The 15,211-nt window shown below is 63.5% G+C and carries 13 protein-coding genes; 6 read left to right on the top strand and 7 right to left on the bottom strand.

All coding sequences use genetic code 11. The features are described 5' to 3' along the window. The first annotated feature begins 2 nt into the window (after positions 1–2). The 4 genes from EH199_RS19425 to EH199_RS19410 all read left to right on the top strand — a co-directional run bounded on the left by EH199_RS19425 (position 3) and on the right by EH199_RS19410 (position 6,085). A complete protein-coding gene (locus EH199_RS19425) occupies positions 3–1,229 on the top strand; it encodes an FAD-binding protein (protein ID WP_124810815.1) in 1,227 nt (408 codons plus the stop codon). A 27-nt stretch (positions 1,230–1,256) separates the two neighbouring features. Beyond that, a complete protein-coding gene (locus EH199_RS19420; RefSeq protein WP_124810834.1) occupies positions 1,257–3,842 on the top strand; it encodes a TonB-dependent receptor in 2,586 nt (861 codons plus the stop codon). Between the two features lie 85 nt (positions 3,843–3,927). Continuing rightward, complete coding sequence (locus tag EH199_RS19415) at positions 3,928–4,989, top strand: aromatic ring-hydroxylating dioxygenase subunit alpha (protein WP_124810814.1); 1,062 nt, start codon at positions 3,928–3,930, stop codon at positions 4,987–4,989. 25 nt (positions 4,990–5,014) lie between these two features. After that, the gene (locus EH199_RS19410) at positions 5,015–6,085 is read left to right on the top strand and encodes an aromatic ring-hydroxylating dioxygenase subunit alpha (protein ID WP_124810813.1); all 1,071 of its coding nucleotides are present in this window, start codon (positions 5,015–5,017) and stop codon (positions 6,083–6,085) included. A gap of 28 nt (positions 6,086–6,113) precedes the next feature. Here EH199_RS19410 and pcaD read toward each other — a convergent pair whose 3' ends face one another. From pcaD to EH199_RS19380, 6 genes are all read right to left on the bottom strand, one after another. After that, complete coding sequence (gene pcaD, locus EH199_RS19405) at positions 6,114–6,908, bottom strand: 3-oxoadipate enol-lactonase (RefSeq protein ID WP_124810812.1); 795 nt, start codon at positions 6,906–6,908, stop codon at positions 6,114–6,116. Continuing rightward, a complete protein-coding gene (locus EH199_RS19400) occupies positions 6,908–7,555 on the bottom strand; it encodes a 3-oxoacid CoA-transferase subunit B (protein WP_124810811.1) in 648 nt (215 codons plus the stop codon). Before EH199_RS19400 ends, pcaD begins: the two co-directional genes overlap by 1 nt. Further along, the gene (locus EH199_RS19395; RefSeq protein ID WP_124810810.1) at positions 7,555–8,262 is read right to left on the bottom strand and encodes a CoA transferase subunit A; all 708 of its coding nucleotides are present in this window, start codon (positions 8,260–8,262) and stop codon (positions 7,555–7,557) included. Before EH199_RS19395 ends, EH199_RS19400 begins: the two co-directional genes overlap by 1 nt. Positions 8,263–8,285: 23 nt before the next feature. Next, positions 8,286–9,179 carry a dioxygenase gene (locus tag EH199_RS19390; RefSeq protein ID WP_124810809.1) on the bottom strand — a complete coding sequence of 298 codons (894 nt, stop codon included), beginning with the start codon at positions 9,177–9,179 and terminating at the stop codon, positions 8,286–8,288. A gap of 63 nt (positions 9,180–9,242) precedes the next feature. Further along, the gene (catC, locus tag EH199_RS19385) at positions 9,243–9,533 is read right to left on the bottom strand and encodes a muconolactone Delta-isomerase (protein WP_124810808.1); all 291 of its coding nucleotides are present in this window, start codon (positions 9,531–9,533) and stop codon (positions 9,243–9,245) included. Between the two features lie 11 nt (positions 9,534–9,544). Continuing rightward, positions 9,545–10,693, bottom strand: coding sequence for a muconate/chloromuconate family cycloisomerase (locus EH199_RS19380; protein WP_124810807.1), 1,149 nt, complete (start codon positions 10,691–10,693; stop codon positions 9,545–9,547). 109 nt (positions 10,694–10,802) lie between these two features. Here EH199_RS19380 and EH199_RS19375 point away from each other — a divergent pair, with 109 nt between their 5' ends. Then, positions 10,803–11,687, top strand: coding sequence for a LysR family transcriptional regulator (locus EH199_RS19375; protein ID WP_124810806.1), 885 nt, complete (start codon positions 10,803–10,805; stop codon positions 11,685–11,687). A gap of 250 nt (positions 11,688–11,937) precedes the next feature. Here the strand turns inward: EH199_RS19375 and EH199_RS19370 are convergent, their stop codons facing one another. Continuing rightward, positions 11,938–14,127 carry a PQQ-dependent dehydrogenase, methanol/ethanol family gene (locus EH199_RS19370; RefSeq protein ID WP_223806783.1) on the bottom strand — a complete coding sequence of 730 codons (2,190 nt, stop codon included), beginning with the start codon at positions 14,125–14,127 and terminating at the stop codon, positions 11,938–11,940. A 325-nt stretch (positions 14,128–14,452) separates the two neighbouring features. Between EH199_RS19370 and EH199_RS19365 the strand changes: the two genes are divergently transcribed. After that, on the top strand, positions 14,453–15,211 hold a 759-nt coding region (locus EH199_RS19365; RefSeq protein WP_148092170.1), incomplete at its 3' end, for an ATP-binding cassette domain-containing protein.

Raw genomic sequence — 15,211 nt, 5'->3', positions numbered from 1 at the left:
CGATGACCGATCTCAAGCCATTGATCGCTCGCCTCGCGGCTGCCGACAGGCAAGTTTCAGGCATTGAAAGCCCAAGCGATCTTGTCGCCCTGAAAGCTGTGCTAGCCCGCATACGCAGCGACGGCGCAAACTATGTCGCGGCCATGGATGCGTTCGGCACCGGGCTGGTCCTGCCCGCCTCGCCCAAGCCCGCAGTGCTGATCGATCTGACAGGCATGGCGCGCATCACCAATCTGGACGGGGACTACGCGCTGGCCCTCGTCGAACCGGGGGTGACCTTTCGCCAACTGGGCGCGGAGATTGCGAGGAGGCAACTGCCCTTGTCGATCGATTCGACCATTCATCCCGATATTTCGGTCGCCGCAGCTACGCTCTCCCGCCAGTTCGGGTACACGCCTTATGGCGACCGTGTGCTGATGCAGTGCGGGGCCGAGGTCGTCTTGCCCGGCGGCGATGTCGTGCGGCTTGGCATGGGCGCGGTGCCGAATTCGCGCACCTGGCAGATGTTCAAGCACAATTTCGGGCCCTATCTCGATGGGCTATTCACGCAATCTGACATGGGCCTCGTCACCCAACTCGGCCTGTGGCTTGCGCCCGCAGCGCCGGAATTGCGTCCGCTGCGGGTGGAGATCGACAGCATTGCCGCAGCGGATCAACTGATCGGCGCGCTGCGTCCGCTGCGGATCGCCAATGTCGTAGCGCACACTATCGCATTAACGACCGCCGCATTCGATCGGGCGAGTTTTGGCGCGCGCGGATCGGATAAGCTGCAACTGACCACAGCGCTGGTCGGCCTGCCCAAAGTGCTCGCCGTCTACGCACCGCTCATCGCCCGGATCATCGCCGGAACACCCGGCGCGCGGGCAATGCCAGATGACAACGCGCCCGAATGGCTTGCGCGCAAGAGCCTGCTGGCCGGGCAAGCTTTACCAGACGCTTTGCCGCCGGTTCCGTTCATCGATTTTGCAGGCCCCGCAACCAGCGGCGTGATGGCGCGGGCGGCAAGCGCGTTCGGCGGCGTTGCGACCGAATATCTGCTGACCGGGCGCACGCTGCTGGTCCGGGCGCTCGCGCCTGCTGACGGCCCGTTGCTGGTTGCGGCTGCGGCCTCGGCCGGTTTCGGCATCGCATCACAATCACTGGAATTTGAAACGTTGGCGCGTGCGGCGGGTGCCAAGTCTGCGCTGGCACAAGTCCACACGCGTCTGCGCGATGCACTTCACGCCTGAAACAATAAAACAAAGGGGGGTAAAATGATGAAACTGTTTGGTTCGACAGCCTTGGTGACGATCTTTGCCACACTGCTACCCACGCAGGTCCACGCGCAGGAGCAAACGGAGGCCGCTGAAGACACCGGTGGTATCGCAGAGATCGTCGTCACTGCACAGAAGCGCGCGGAAAATGTCCAGCAAGTGCCGATCGCAATTTCCGCTTTCACGGCCAGTTCGCTCAAGGAACGCGCGGTCGGCGATGTGTCTTCGCTCGCGAACATCTCACCAAACGTTTCGCTCGATGCGGGCACGCCGTTTTCGGGTTCCACCTCGGTGCTCTCAGCCTATATCCGCGGCATCGGCCAGAACGATTTCGCCGCCAATCTTGATCCCGGCGTCGGCGTCTATCTCGATGGGGTCTATCTCGCGCGGACCGTCGGCGCGAACCTTGACCTTCCCGACGTCGAGCGAGTCGAGATTCTCAAAGGCCCGCAAGGCACGCTGTTTGGCCGCAACACCATCGGCGGTGCGATCTCCATCGTGACGCGCAATCCCGGAAAGCAGCTCTCTTTCAGCGGTGACATCACCACGGGCCGCTACAATCGCCTTGATCTCAGGGGAACTGCCAACGTTCCCATTTCCGAGACGCTAGGCGCAAGCCTCACGTTCTCGACCAAGGACCGGGACGGCTTCCAGAAGCGGGTCGATTATCCCGGCGCAGGTCGCTTTGTGAACGATGTCGATCAGGCATTCCGCTCGAACTACTATCAGGGCGCCAACAGCAATGGCGGCGCGAACGAGTGGACGGTTCGCAGTAAACTGCGCTGGGAAGCCAGCGGCCGCCTGCGCCTGACGATTTCGGGCGACTATCTGCGGCAGGATCAGGCTGCCACGGCCAACAATGTCCTGGCCGTCACTGCCGATGATCCCGGCCCGTTTGCCCCCACCGCAGATCGGGCGCTGGTCATTCCGGGGCTGGGCGCAACGGCCTTGTATGATGCGTCCTCGGGCCTTGCGCCCAATGGCTTCAACTTCGCCGGCCTCTACAATTTCTGCATCGGCTCCACCGCCTCCGAAATCGCCGCCCGCAATGCCACCGCCCTGTGCGGATCGCGCGGAACCCCGCTTAACCCCGGGCAGCAGCTTGGCGGCCTCGCCAGCGTCAATGTCGATGGCAACCCGAATAACGACCGCCTGCCGATCGACAACCGCTGGGTCACCACCGATCCGGACAAGACTTTTGCGACCGGCAACAGCTATTCGAAGATGAAGAACTGGGGCATCGCCGGTACGATCGATTTTGATCTGGGAGACAACCTCGCGCTCAAATCTATCACCAGCTACCGCAAGATCGACTGGAGCAGCGGCCTCGATGCCGACAATGCGCCTATCCGCATTCTGGAATTCGCCTTCTCGCTGCGTCAGTGGCAGTTCAGCCAGGAGTTGCAGCTGACCGGGCAAGCCTTTTCCAACCAGCTGAAGTATGTTCTCGGCGCGTATTATTTCAAGGAAAACAATGATCTGAATGATTTCGTGACGTTCGATCAGGGGCTGCTGCAGATCGCGGGGCCGAACAAGCTGAAAACCAGGAACTACGCCTTCTTCGGGCAGATCGATTACCGACTGAACGATCTGATCGGCATCACCGTCGGCGGGCGCTACACCCACGAAGACAAGAGCATCAACGGCGGCCAGAGCGACCTCAACGGCTTCAACTACAAGCTGTTCAACTGCCCCGTGTTCGGTGATCCTTGCACCAGCGCGCTGGGCTTTACCAACCCGCAGCAGCCACTGCGCTATTACGTGACCCCGACCCAGAACAAATCGTTCAGTAACTTCGCACCGAAGATCGGCGTGCAACTGCACCCGTCCGACAATCTCATGGCCTACGGCTCGTTCGCGCGCGGCTACAAGACCGGCGGCTGGACCACACGGCTTTCCAACCCGCTACCCTACGCGCCCAGCTTCGATCCGGAAAAGGCGGAAAGCTTCGAGATCGGCGTAAAATCGACGCTGTTTGATCGCCGCCTGCAGATCAATGCGGCCGCCTTCACCACGCGGTTCAAGGGTATCCAGCTGAACTTCCAGCAGGGTGTATCCCCCACGATCCAGAACGCGGGCACTGCGCGGATCAAGGGATTCGAGATCGAACTGACTGCAGCCCCCACACGTAGCTTCTCGGTCGTATCCTCGGTCGGATACACCGACGCTTATTACACCGATGTGCTGCCGCAGGCGGTCGTTGCGCCTGGTCCGCACCAGGCCGGCACGGCCGTCGGGGTGACGCTGCCCAAGACACCGAAGTGGAAGTTCAACGTCAGCCCGCGCTACGAACTATCGTTGGGCGGCGCAGGCTCGCTGGTTCTGCTGGCGGATTACACGCACACATCCTCGCAGTGGAACGATACCGAGCGCACGCTCACTCTGCTGCGTCCGGCCACCGACATCCTGAATGCCAGCGCCACCTACAAAGCCCGCAATGGCGTGTGGGAAGTTACCGCAGGCGGCACCAATCTAACCAGCGAACGCTTCCTCACGTCCGGCGGCACCCAGCAAAACGGTGCAGGGATCATCTTCGGCACTCCGAACCGTCCGGCCGAATGGTATCTGCGCTTTGGCGTGAAGTTCTGATGGGGCTGAGCTGACCGCGCTTTTCTCCCTTTCCACTCCGGGCGGCAGAGCACCGTTGCCGCCCGGCTTCCCAGGGATATCGACCATGACCCATGCTCATCCGAATTTCGTCCGCAACTGCTGGTATGTCGCCGGCTGGGATTATGAGTTCACCGCTGGAACGCCGCATGCACGCACGCTGCTGGGCGAACCCGTCGTGTTTTTCCGCAAGAGCGATGGCACGCTCGTGGCGATGGCGGATCGCTGCGTCCACCGGCTTGCACCGCTTTCGCTCGGGCGGATCGAGGGCGATGATATCCGCTGCATGTACCACGGGATGCGCTTCACGGCGGACGGGCAATGCATCGAAATTCCCGGGCAGAACGTGATCCCCCCAACGGCTTGCGTTCGGACCTATCCGGTCACCGAACAGGGCAGTTGGACCTGGATCTGGATGGGTGATCCTCTGCTTGCCGATCCGGCCCTGTTGCCCCATGCGCGCGGGGTCGATGATCCCGAATGGGTGCTGAAAACAGGCCAACTGGATTATGCTGCGCCGCATGAACTGATCAACGACAACCTGCTCGATTTGTCGCACCTCGCTTATGTGCATGTGGCCTCATTCGGCGCGACGACCGGTTGGATTTCCCGGCAGCCGCGCACCACCCAGATCGCGCGCGGGGTGCGCGTCGATCGCTGGGTCGAAGGCGCACCACCGTTGCCGCCGTTGCCCTCGCTCGCCGTCCATGAAAGCGTCGATATGTGGGCAAGCTATGAGTTCCTGATCCCCGGCGTGTTTCTGATGTATACCTCGCTCCACCCCCCGGGCACAGCTGCCGCCAGCAAGTATGACGCACCGGCGGGCGATGTGCTGTTCTCCAATTTCACCTGCCAGGCGGTCACCCCGATAACCGCCGACAGTTCGCGCTATTTCTTCTCGTGGGGGCCGGGCGCGGCGTTCGGCGATGAGGTTATCGCGCAGCAAATGATCGATGTCGCGATGGCAGCCTTCTTAGAGGACAAACAGATCATCGAAGCACAGGCCCGCATCATCGCGATGTCGCCGGGCGAAAAGATCATGCCCAACGCCGCAGACAAGACCGTCACGATTTTCCAGCGGATGATGGAGCGGATGAAACAACCGGCCAGCGCCTGTGCGCAGCCCTGAAGACCACCCGGACACGGAGAGCCCGATGAACGCCCCGACCAATGCACTTGCCAAGGCCCCCGCGCGCTATCTCACCAATGCCTGGTATGTCGCCGCGCTTTCGACCGAGGTCGACGCGCAGGCCCTGTTTCACCGGAAGATCCTCGATACTTCGGTGATGATCTACCGGCTGGCCGACGGCTCGCCCGTCGCGCTGCACGATCGCTGCCCGCACCGGTTCGCGCCGCTCCACATGGGCAAGCGCGAAGGCGATGAAATCGCCTGCTTTTATCACGCCCTGCGCTTCAACAGCGGCGGCACATGCACGCACAATCCCCACGGCAACGGCAATATCCCGGATGGTGCCAAGGTGCGGGCGTTCCCCCTGCTCGAACGGCACGGCTTTATCTGGATCTGGATGGGTGAGCGCACCGCCGACCCAGACCTTTTGCCCGATTTCAGCCCGCTGGAGGACAGTGGCCCCAATGCCGTGGGCTATACCTACATGCATATGGACGCCAATTTCGAGCTCATTATCGACAACGTCATGGACCTTAGCCACATCGACCACGTTCACGGCGAGATCATCTCAACCCGCGGGAAACTCTCCCCCAAGATCCCCAAGATCCGCTCCACGCAGCGCTCGATCTCGTCGCGCTGGGAGTGGGAGCAGCAACCGGCCATGCTGATCCTCGCGCCCTTTCTGCCCGATCCCGATGCGGAAGCGCGCCAATATTTCGACATCACCTGGACCCCGCCAGCGAACATCCAGCTGTCTGTGGGTGCGGTGCAAGGAGACCTCGATTTCGATGATGCGATGATGCAGTATGACCTTCACACGGCCACCCCCGAAGGCCAGTTTTCGACGCACTACTTCTTTGCGACCCGGCGCAATCACGACATCGACAACGCCGAGTACAACGCGATGAAAATCAAGGCGATGCACGATACGTTCGAGGCGGAGGACGGCCCGATCATCACCGGCGTCCAGCGCGAAATGGGCGACGCCGATTTCTTTGATCTCAACCCGGTGCTGATGTCGAACGATGTCGGCCCGGTGCGGGTTCGCAAGCTGCTGCAGAAGCTGATCCAGGAAGAGCTGGCCGCTTCAGGCTGATGGCAGGCGGGCAGTGTGCTGCAGGATTTCAGCCTTGTGCCGCTCCCGCGCCGATGGAGGATAGCAGCACAGCGGCCAGTTCCTGGGGCGCATCGATCGGCGCGAGATGGGCACCGGGCACCACCACATGCCACGCGCGAGGGATCGCGCGAAGCAGATGCTCGCCGTGACCTTCGAACGGAGTCGAGACGTCTTTCGCACCGGTCACAACCAGCGCAGGACAAGTGATCTCGCCGAGCCGATCGGCAAGCGTCATATCGCGAATGGCCGCCCCGCATCCGGCATAGCCCACCGCCGACATGATGGTGAGCTGGCACTGCAGGGTGCCGGCCAGCTCAGGGTTCGCCGCCAGAAAGTCCGGTGCCAGAAACCGGCCCATCGCCATCTCGGCAATGCTGGCCATGCCTTCTGTTCGCACTTTCGTGATCCGGTCGTTCCATGCAGCCGGGTCCATAGTGGCTGATGTGCAGATTAGAGCGAGGCACGAGACCCGGCCCGGCTGCATCAGCGCCATTTCCATCGCGATCATCCCGCCGAGCGAAACCCCGGCAATCGCCGCCTCTGCCAGCCCGGCATGGTCCATCACGGCGAACACATCGCTTGCCAACTGAGCCAGCGTGTAGTCACCGGCAGGGGCATCGGACGCGCCGTGGCCGCGGGTGTCGATACGTAGCAGTCTGAACGACTGGCGAAGTGCGGGCAGGGCAGCGTCCCACAAGCCCATGTCCGTGCCGATCGAGTTGAGCAGGACTAAACCGGGCGCACTCTCTTTGCCTTCCAGCTTCCAGTAGATGCGGGTGCTGCCTGAAACTGCAAACGGCATCAGTTTGGTCCTCCCATGGCAAGCGGCGCACCGGTCCTTGCAACCACTTCTTCTGGCGAAACGCCCGGTGCGACTTCCAGCAGCGTCAATCCGCCGTGCCGCTTGTCCACCACGATCACCGCAAGATTGGTTATGATAATATCGACCACGCCCTTGCCGGTCAGCGGCAGGGTGCAGGTTTCGAGGATCTTGGGGCTGCCATCCTTGGCGCAGTGGTCCATCACCACCACGATCCGCTTGACCCCGGCGACAAGGTCCATGGCGCCGCCCATGCCCTTCACCATCTTGCCCGGGATCGTCCAGTTGGCGAGATCGCCGTTGGCCGCCACTTCCATCGCGCCAAGCACAGCCATGTCGATATGGCCACCGCGGATCATGGCAAAGCTGTCAGCTGAAGAGAAGAAGCTTGAAGTCGGCAGCGCGGTCACAGTTTGCTTGCCCGCGTTGATAAGGTCGGGATCGGCCTCACATTCATAGGGGAACGGCCCGATCCCGAGCAGCCCGTTCTCGCTTTGCAGCGTGACTTTGATGCCTTGCGGCACATGGTTGGCGACCAGCGTGGGGATGCCGATGCCGAGATTGACGTAATAACCATCGCGCAGTTCTTGCGCCGCGCGGGCGGCCATCTCATCGCGGGCCCAGGCCATTATGCAGGCTCCTTCGGCCGGGTCGTCAGCTTTTCGATTCGCTTCTCGTTGATGGTCGAGACGACAATGCGGTCCACGTAGATCCCGGGCGTGTGGATGCAGTCGGGATCAAAGGTGCCTGCGGGGACGATCTCCTCCACTTCCGCCACGGTGACCCGCCCTGCAGTTGCCATGTTGGGGTTGAAGTTGCGCGCGGTCTTGCGGAACATCAGGTTGCCCTCGGGGTCTGCGCGCCACGCCTTGATGATGGAAAGGTCCGCGCGCAGCCAGGTCTCACGGACATATTCCTGGCCATCAAACAGCTCGGTCAGTTTGCCCTCGGCCACCACTGTGCCCACACCGGTGCGGGTGTAGAACGCCGGTATCCCGGCGCCGCCTGCGCGGATGCGTTCGGCAAGCGTGCCTTGCGGGGTCAGTTCCAGTTCCAGTTCGCCCGAAAGGTACTGCTGCTCGAACAGTTTGTTCTCGCCGACATAGGACGCGATCATCTTCCTGATCTGGCGGCTTTCCAGCAGCATCCAAAGCCCGAAGCCATCCGCCCCCGCATTGTTCGAAATCACCGTCAGGCCGGTGACGCCTGCAGTGCGGATGACCGGAATGAGGCTCTCGGGATTGCCCGAGAGGCCGAACCCGCCCGACATCACGGTCATGCCATCGAACAGCAGACCTTCCAGCGCGGCAGCCGGGTCATTGTAAAATTTCGACATTACTGGCTTCCAGCTCTTGGCGTTCAGGCGGCTGCGCGGTTGCGGGTCGAGAACTGCTGCTCGTCTGGGGCGTCGGCGCGCTGAAGCACGAAGTCGAACGCGATCGAGGCGGCGTCGCCCTGCCGGATCGGCACTGGCAGAAGGCCCTCGCGCGTGCCGAAGGCGAAGTCTTCCTTGGCGAACGGGTCATCCCCGAAATTGATCTGCGTGGTGAGTTGGCGGTAGCCGGGAGCCTCGATAAAGAAGTGGACGTGTGCCGGACGATTGCCGTGCCGGCCAAGCGCCGCCATGTAGACATCGGTCGCGCCGCCCGGCGGCACGCTGTAGCCGCGCGGCATCTTCGATTTAAACGCATAGCGCCCATCCGGGCCCAGCTTGATCCGGCGCCGGTTGTTGAACGGGGTCTGCTCGGTCGTCGGATCGAAGTGCGAATACCAGCCTTGCGAGTTCGCGTGCCATACATGCAGGATCGCATCGCGCACCGGCTCTCCATCCGGTCCGGTGACGACGCCGGTCATATAGAGGTTCGTCGTGTCATCAGGATCGGTCGTCAGGTTCACATCGAGACCTTCGACGAGCGGCGCGCCTGCGACATAGAGCGGGCCTTCGATCGTGCGCGGTGTGCCGCCGGTCTTCCCCGCTTCGGCGTCCTTGGCATCAAGGAACAGGTCCATGAAGTGTTCAAGGCCGATACCCGGAATGATCAGGCCGATTTCGCCAGCGCCGTCCTGCACGTATTTGATGGCGGTCCAAAATTCGTTTTCCGTCACGTCGTACTGGACGACGATGTTTGCCGCTGCCTCAAGCAGATCGCGGGTAATCGCCTTGAGGCGTGCGCTGCCGCTATCGCTATCGAGCCCGGCGGCTTTGTCGAACAATGCCTGCACTTCGGCGGTCTTGATGAAGCTCTTGTCCATGTCGTCTCTCCGGTCGGTCTTTTTCTGGTTGCGGCCTTCTGGCGGTCGTGTTCAGCGCTGTTTTCAGCGGTCGTCGTCGTGCGCTGATGAAGGATGGCGGCACAGGGCAGTGACGGTGACCGTCATGAAGGGATACAGCGGCAGCCCGATCAACAGGTCGTGCAGTTCGGCGTTGCTGGCGACATCGAAGATGCTGACGTTGGCGTACTGGCCAACCACACGCCAGATATGCCGCCAAGTTCCCGCCGCTTGCAGTTCCTGAAACCGCGCCTTTTCCTCCGCCTTGAGTCGGGCGGCTTCCGCCGGATCGAACCCGGGCGGGATGGCGACAATCATTTCCACCTTGAACAGCATCTCGGGTCCTTTCAGGCGACAGCGTGAACGATGGTGGCGGTGCGATCCCGCCGGAAGAAGGCGATCTTGTCGGTATCGAGCGCGATGCCGAGGCCCGGGCCGGTCGGCACAGTGAGTTCGAAATCGGAATAAGTCAGCGGCGCAGCGAGGATTTCCTCGGTCAGCAGCAGCGGTCCGAACAGTTCGGTGCCCCAGGCAAGATCGGGGAACGTTGAAAAAAGGTGGGCCGACGCGGCTGTGCCGACGCCGCCCTCAAGCATGGTCCCGCCATAAAGGCCGATGCCCGCAGCGCTGGCAATTGCGGCGACGGCGCCTGCGGCGTGCAGGCCGCCGGATTGGGCGATCTTGACCGCATAGACCCGCGCAGCGCCGGCTGCCGCAAGGCGAAACGCGGAGCGCGGCCCGTTGAGCGCTTCGTCTGCCATCAGCGGCACGCTATGGCGAACCGATAGCCGCGCCATCGCATCCACGTCGTCGCGTGCGATGGGCTGCTCGACCAGATCGACGCCAACATCGTGCAGCAGGCCCATGCCGATATTGGCCTGCGGCTCTGACCAGTTCTGGTTGACATCGACCCGCACGCTTGCGCGTCCAGCGAAGGCTTTGCAGATCGCTCCGACGTGCGCGACGTCGGCCGCGACCGAGCGCTTGCCGATCTTGAGCTTGAATATCCGGTGGCGACGCTGGGCCAGCATCGCCTCGCCTTCCTCGATGTCGCGCGCGGTATCGCCGCTGGCGAGGGTCCACGCGACCGGTAACGACGCGCGCACCCGCCCGCCGCCGATCAGTTCGGAAACCGGGACGCCAAGACGCTTTCCGGCCATGTCCAGCAGAGCTGTCTCGACTGCGCACTTGGCAAAGTGGTTGCCGCGAACCGATCGGCTGATCGCTGCAATTGCCGCGCCCACTTGCACCGGATCGCAACCCCGGAGGATGGGGGCGATATAGGTGTCGATGGCAGACTTGATGCTCTCGGGGCTCTCTTCACCATAGCTGAGGCCGCCGATCGTGGTGCCCTCGCCGATACCCTCTATGCCTTCGCTGTCGATTAGGCGGACAATCACCATCGACTGCGCAAGCATCGTGGCCATCGCCAGAACATGCGGGCGAATGGTTGGCATATCGACGATAAAGGTATCGATCTGCGCGATTGTAGCCATGGCAGACCCACCTCGCTTGTTTCCTGTGTTGACGAAGCGAGGTTAGGCTTTTGAAGCCAGATGATCCAAGACCATTGCGGTTATCTCACCATACCTTCAAGGTATCAACATGGATCTCAAACAGCTTCGCTACTTCCTTGTCGTGGCCAGCGAGCGGAACTTCACGCGCGCCGCACAGCGGCTGCATATTGCCCAGCCGCCGCTCAGCCGCGCGATCCAAAAGCTTGAAGACGAAGTGGGTGCGCCGTTGCTTGATCGTCACGCCCGCCCCCTGAAGCTCACGCCACTGGGCTTGCTGTTTCAGGAGCAGGCGCTGCAGATGCTCGGCCGCATGGATGACATGAAAGCCATGGTGAAAGCTGCAGTCGCTGCCGAACGACGGCGCTTCACGATCGGTTTCGTTGCATCGACGATGTACGCCCGTTTACCCGAATACATTCGCGAGTTTCGCAAGCGGGCGCCTGATGTTGAGCTGACTTTGATCGAATGCACGACACTCGAGCAGATCAATGCGTTGAAAGATGGCAAGATCGATGTGGGCTTCGGGCGGATACGCTTCGATGATCCAGCCGTCAGGCGCACGGTGCTAACGCTTGAACGCCTCGTTGTCGCATTACCAATTCATCATGCCCTTGCGCGGGCGAGCGATCCGATTTCGCTGCACCGGCTCGCACAAGAACCACAGATCATTTACCCTCGCGCGCCGCGGCCGAGCTATGCAGATCAGGTTTTGTCGCTGTTCCGCGACTACGGACATGAACCACGTGTCATACATGAAGCGCGCGAACTACAGATCGCGATCGGACTGGTCGCAGCCGAGGAAGGGGTGGCAGTCGTTCCCGAATCGATCACACGATCGCGATCACACGACGTCACGTATCGGGGCATCTTCGAACCAGCCATTTCCCCGATCATCATGAGCCACAGGATCGATAACAGCTCTGCCGACTTGCAGCTCATGTTCGAGATCATCGCATCGAACTACGCCGCGTAGGGTCGATCCGTGCGTCCCTGCTCCGCGAGAATGTTGCTTTCCTGACCATGGCCTAAGGCTGAAGATTTACTCCACCATTCGCGAAATGCCGGACACGCGGCGAATGTCCGCTTATTGCGAGTTCTGACGCCAATCTGCGCGGAAGGGAACTTCCGATATTGGTCGAAATCCGCAACACTCTCACTTCCCCCCAGCGGGAGCGCGCCCCATCGCGCTCCCGCCTGACTCACCCATCCAGCCCCCTCTCGCCTTACCGCCCCACCGGCGGCGCCACGTCGGCCAGGTTGGCCTTGGTCCAGATCGACCGGTCGATGACATAGGCGCGGATCGCCTCGATGTCGGCCGGGGTCAGCACGCGGCCGAAGCTGACCATGCCCCGGTCCTTCAGCGCGCCGTCGGCGATCACCGATTTCCACGCGTCCGCGTTGGCGAGCAGGGCGGAGACGCGCAGATCGGGGGTAAAGCCGTTGCCGATGGCGCTGTCGCCGTGGCAGACCTGACAATAGCGGCCGAAGTGCGCCTTGCCCGAAGCGACCTGCGCCGGGGTGCCGAACTGCGGTGGCGGGTTCCAGGCGAGCGCGGTCGTGGCCGGGGGGTCGGGCAGTTTCACCGTGCCGCCGATCCGCAGGACGACGAGCCGCGGCAGGTTGGGCAGCTTGCGCGTGACGCCGCCCGCCACCCCGGCGACGAGCGGGAAGGCGCCGCCCTTGCCGGTCTGGAAAGCGATGTACTGCACCCCGCCCACGCGGAACGTCGCCGGCGCGCTGACGATGCCCGATTGCATGTCGAGATCGAGCAGCTGCCGGCCGGTATCGGCGGCATAGGCGCGGAAACGGCCGGTGCTCGTCCCCTGGAACACGAGGTTGCCGGCGGTCGTCATCGTGCCGCCGTTCCACGCGGCGGGATAGTCCACGCCCCACGCGACCTTGCCGGTGCGCGGATCGAAGGCGACGAGGCGGCCGGTGGTGGCGGCGATGGCGGCCTTGAACGCCGCCTTGTCGTCCGGCAGCATCGTCTTGTCGAGCGAGGTACCGATGTTGAAGCCCAGCACCTTGCGCCGGTCCAGCTCGTCCATGTCCTGCAAGTAGCCCTGCGGGATCTGCTGCGCGGGAATATAGACGAGGCCGGTCGCCGGGTTGTAGCTCATCGGGTGCCAGTTGTGCGCGCCCAGCGCGCCGGGGATGGCGATGAACGGCTTGCCGGTCTTGTAGAAGCGCGCCTCCGGCTTCTCGATCGGGCGGCCGGTGGCAAGGTCGTACCCGCTCGCCCAGTTGATCCCGTCGACATAGGGTTTGGCGTCGATCAGCTTGCCCGTGGTGCGGTCGATGGTGAAGAAAAAGCCGTTCTTCGGCGCATGGTACAGCACCTTGGTCGGCTTTCCGTTCACCGCCTGTTCGGCAAGGATGATCGGCTGGGTGGCGGTGTAGTCCCAGCTTTCCGCCGGGGTTTCCTGATAGTGCCACTTGTAGCGGCCGGTGGTGGCATCCAGCGCCACGACCGAGGAGAGGAACCAGTTGTCCCCTTCGCCGTTCGAGCGCAGCCCGTGGTTCCACGGGTTGCCGTTGCCCACGCCCAGGTAGATCTGGTCGAGATCCTTGTCGTAGACGATCGCGTCCCACACCGTGCCGCCGCCGCCCGATGTTTTCCATTCGCCCTTGTCGGACCAGGTGGCGTTGGCCTTGGTGGCGAAGATATCGTCCGAGACGGCGCCGTCCTTGGCCTTGTCCGGATTTGGCGCGGTGTAGAAGCGCCAGCGCTGCTTGCCGGTATCGGCGTCATAGGCGGTGACATAGCCGCGCACACCGAACTCCGCGCCGCCGTTGCCGATCAGCACCATGTCCTTCACCACGCGTGGCGCGCCGGTGATGGTATGGGGCTTGGTGGTGTCGAAGGTCTGGGTCGACCACAGTTGCTGGCCGGTCTTGCGGTCCAGCGCGATCAGGCGGCCGTCCAGCGTGCCGACGAAGACCTTGCCGCCCCACACCGCCACGCCGCGGTTGACCACGTCGCAACAGGCGCTGACGGCGCGTTCGCCGGACACCTTGGGGTCGAACGACCACAGCTTCTTGCCGCTCGCCGCGTCCCACGCGTCCACCTTCGACCAGGCGTGGCTGACATAGAGCACGCCGTCCACGATCACCGGCGTCGCTTCCTGCCCGCGCGCGTCCTCCAGATCGGCGAACCACGCGATGCCGAGCTCGCCCACGTTGCGGTCGTTGATGTCGGCCAGCGGGCTGTAGCGCTGCTCGTCATAGCCATAGCCGATGCCGGCCCAGTTATCGCCGTTGCCGCCGGTCTTCAGCAGCGCCTCGCTGGCCTTTTCGGCATCGTCGAGCGATCCGCCCGCGCTGCCGGCCCCGCCGCCCACGCCGCTCATCCCGCACGCCGCCAGCGCCAGCACCGCACCGCCCGCCAGGAAGCCTCCAAGCCACCGTTTCATGCCACTCTCCCGTGTTTTGTTTTTGCACGTTGCCTGCCGATACCGCATCCGGCGGGCGGGTGCCATCGTGCTGTTTGCGAAAGCGGGCAGCGGAACGGGAAAAGCCCACCCCCAACCCCTCCCGCCAGCGGGAGGGGAGAAGAAGGGGCTGCCCCGCCCGCTAGCCGGAGGGGAGAATGAGGGAGAGCGGGGTGGGCCTTCCACGCCGCGCGCCAATCTGGTAAGTCCCGGTAGTCGCGGCATGGGCCGCTCAACCCGCAGGAGCATGAAATGGACCGGAAGACGCGCTGAAACCGCCCGTCCCTTCGTCAATTCCGGTGCCGTCATGTCCTCTTTTCTCACGCTCGATTCCGTGGCGCTGGCCACGCCATCCGGCCGGTCGCTGTTTTCCGGCCTTTCGCTGAACCTGGGGCGCGAATGCGTCGCCGTGGTCGGCCGCAACGGCGCGGGCAAGTCCACGATGCTGCGCGCGGTGCTGGGTGAGATCGCGCCGCAGGCCGGCACGATCGCTGTCCACGGCACCGTCGGCCTGCTCGAACAGGTGGTGGAGCCGGGCGGGGAAACCGCCGCCGAGGCGCTGGGCGTCGCCGCCGCGCTGGCCCGGCTGGAGCGGATCGAGGCCGGCGCCGGCACCGAACGCGATTTCGCCGAAGCGGACTGGACGCTGCCCCACCGGCTGGAAGGCGCGCTGGCCGCGGCCGGCCTGCCGCCGCTCGACCTCGCCCGCCCGCTGGCCAGCTTCAGCGGCGGGGAGCGGACGCGGAACGCCATCGCCCGCCTGCTGATCGATCCGCCGGACCTGCTGCTGCTGGACGAGCCGACCAACAACCTGGATGACGCGGGCCGGGCGGCGATTGCCGGCCTGCTCGCGCAATGGCGCGGCGGCGTGCTGCTGGTCAGCCACGATCGCGCGCTGCTGGAAGGGGTGGACCGGATCGTCGCGCTCTCGCCCGCCGGAGTCACGGTCCACGGTGGCGGCTGGTCGTCGTGGGTGGCGGAGCGCGAGGCGGCGCGGGCGCGGGCGCTGTCCGATGTGGAGGAGGCGCAGCGGCACGCGCGCGCGGCGCAGCGCGAGGCGCAGGCG

The organism is Novosphingobium sp. LASN5T (genome assembly GCF_003856955.1).
In the GTDB taxonomy this organism is placed as follows: domain Bacteria; phylum Pseudomonadota; class Alphaproteobacteria; order Sphingomonadales; family Sphingomonadaceae; genus Novosphingobium.
This window is presented reverse-complemented; position numbering and strand designations above follow the sequence as displayed.

Bases quoted from the DNA above. Each gene is read 5' to 3' on its own strand.
- EH199_RS19425 (WP_124810815.1), top strand. From the start codon at position 3: ATGACCGATCTCAAGCCATTGATCGCTCGCCTCGCGGCTGCCGACAGG.
- EH199_RS19420 (WP_124810834.1), top strand. From the start codon at position 1,257: ATGAAACTGTTTGGTTCGACAGCCTTGGTGACGATCTTTGCCACACTG.
- EH199_RS19415 (WP_124810814.1), top strand. From the start codon at position 3,928: ATGACCCATGCTCATCCGAATTTCGTCCGCAACTGCTGGTATGTCGCC.
- EH199_RS19410 (WP_124810813.1), top strand. From the start codon at position 5,015: ATGAACGCCCCGACCAATGCACTTGCCAAGGCCCCCGCGCGCTATCTC.
- pcaD (WP_124810812.1), bottom strand. From the start codon at position 6,908: ATGCCGTTTGCAGTTTCAGGCAGCACCCGCATCTACTGGAAGCTGGAA.
- EH199_RS19400 (WP_124810811.1), bottom strand. From the start codon at position 7,555: ATGGCCTGGGCCCGCGATGAGATGGCCGCCCGCGCGGCGCAAGAACTG.
- EH199_RS19395 (WP_124810810.1), bottom strand. From the start codon at position 8,262: ATGTCGAAATTTTACAATGACCCGGCTGCCGCGCTGGAAGGTCTGCTG.
- EH199_RS19390 (WP_124810809.1), bottom strand. From the start codon at position 9,179: ATGGACAAGAGCTTCATCAAGACCGCCGAAGTGCAGGCATTGTTCGAC.
- catC (WP_124810808.1), bottom strand. From the start codon at position 9,533: ATGCTGTTCAAGGTGGAAATGATTGTCGCCATCCCGCCCGGGTTCGAT.
- EH199_RS19380 (WP_124810807.1), bottom strand. From the start codon at position 10,693: ATGGCTACAATCGCGCAGATCGATACCTTTATCGTCGATATGCCAACC.
- EH199_RS19375 (WP_124810806.1), top strand. From the start codon at position 10,803: ATGGATCTCAAACAGCTTCGCTACTTCCTTGTCGTGGCCAGCGAGCGG.
- EH199_RS19370 (WP_223806783.1), bottom strand. From the start codon at position 14,127: ATGAAACGGTGGCTTGGAGGCTTCCTGGCGGGCGGTGCGGTGCTGGCG.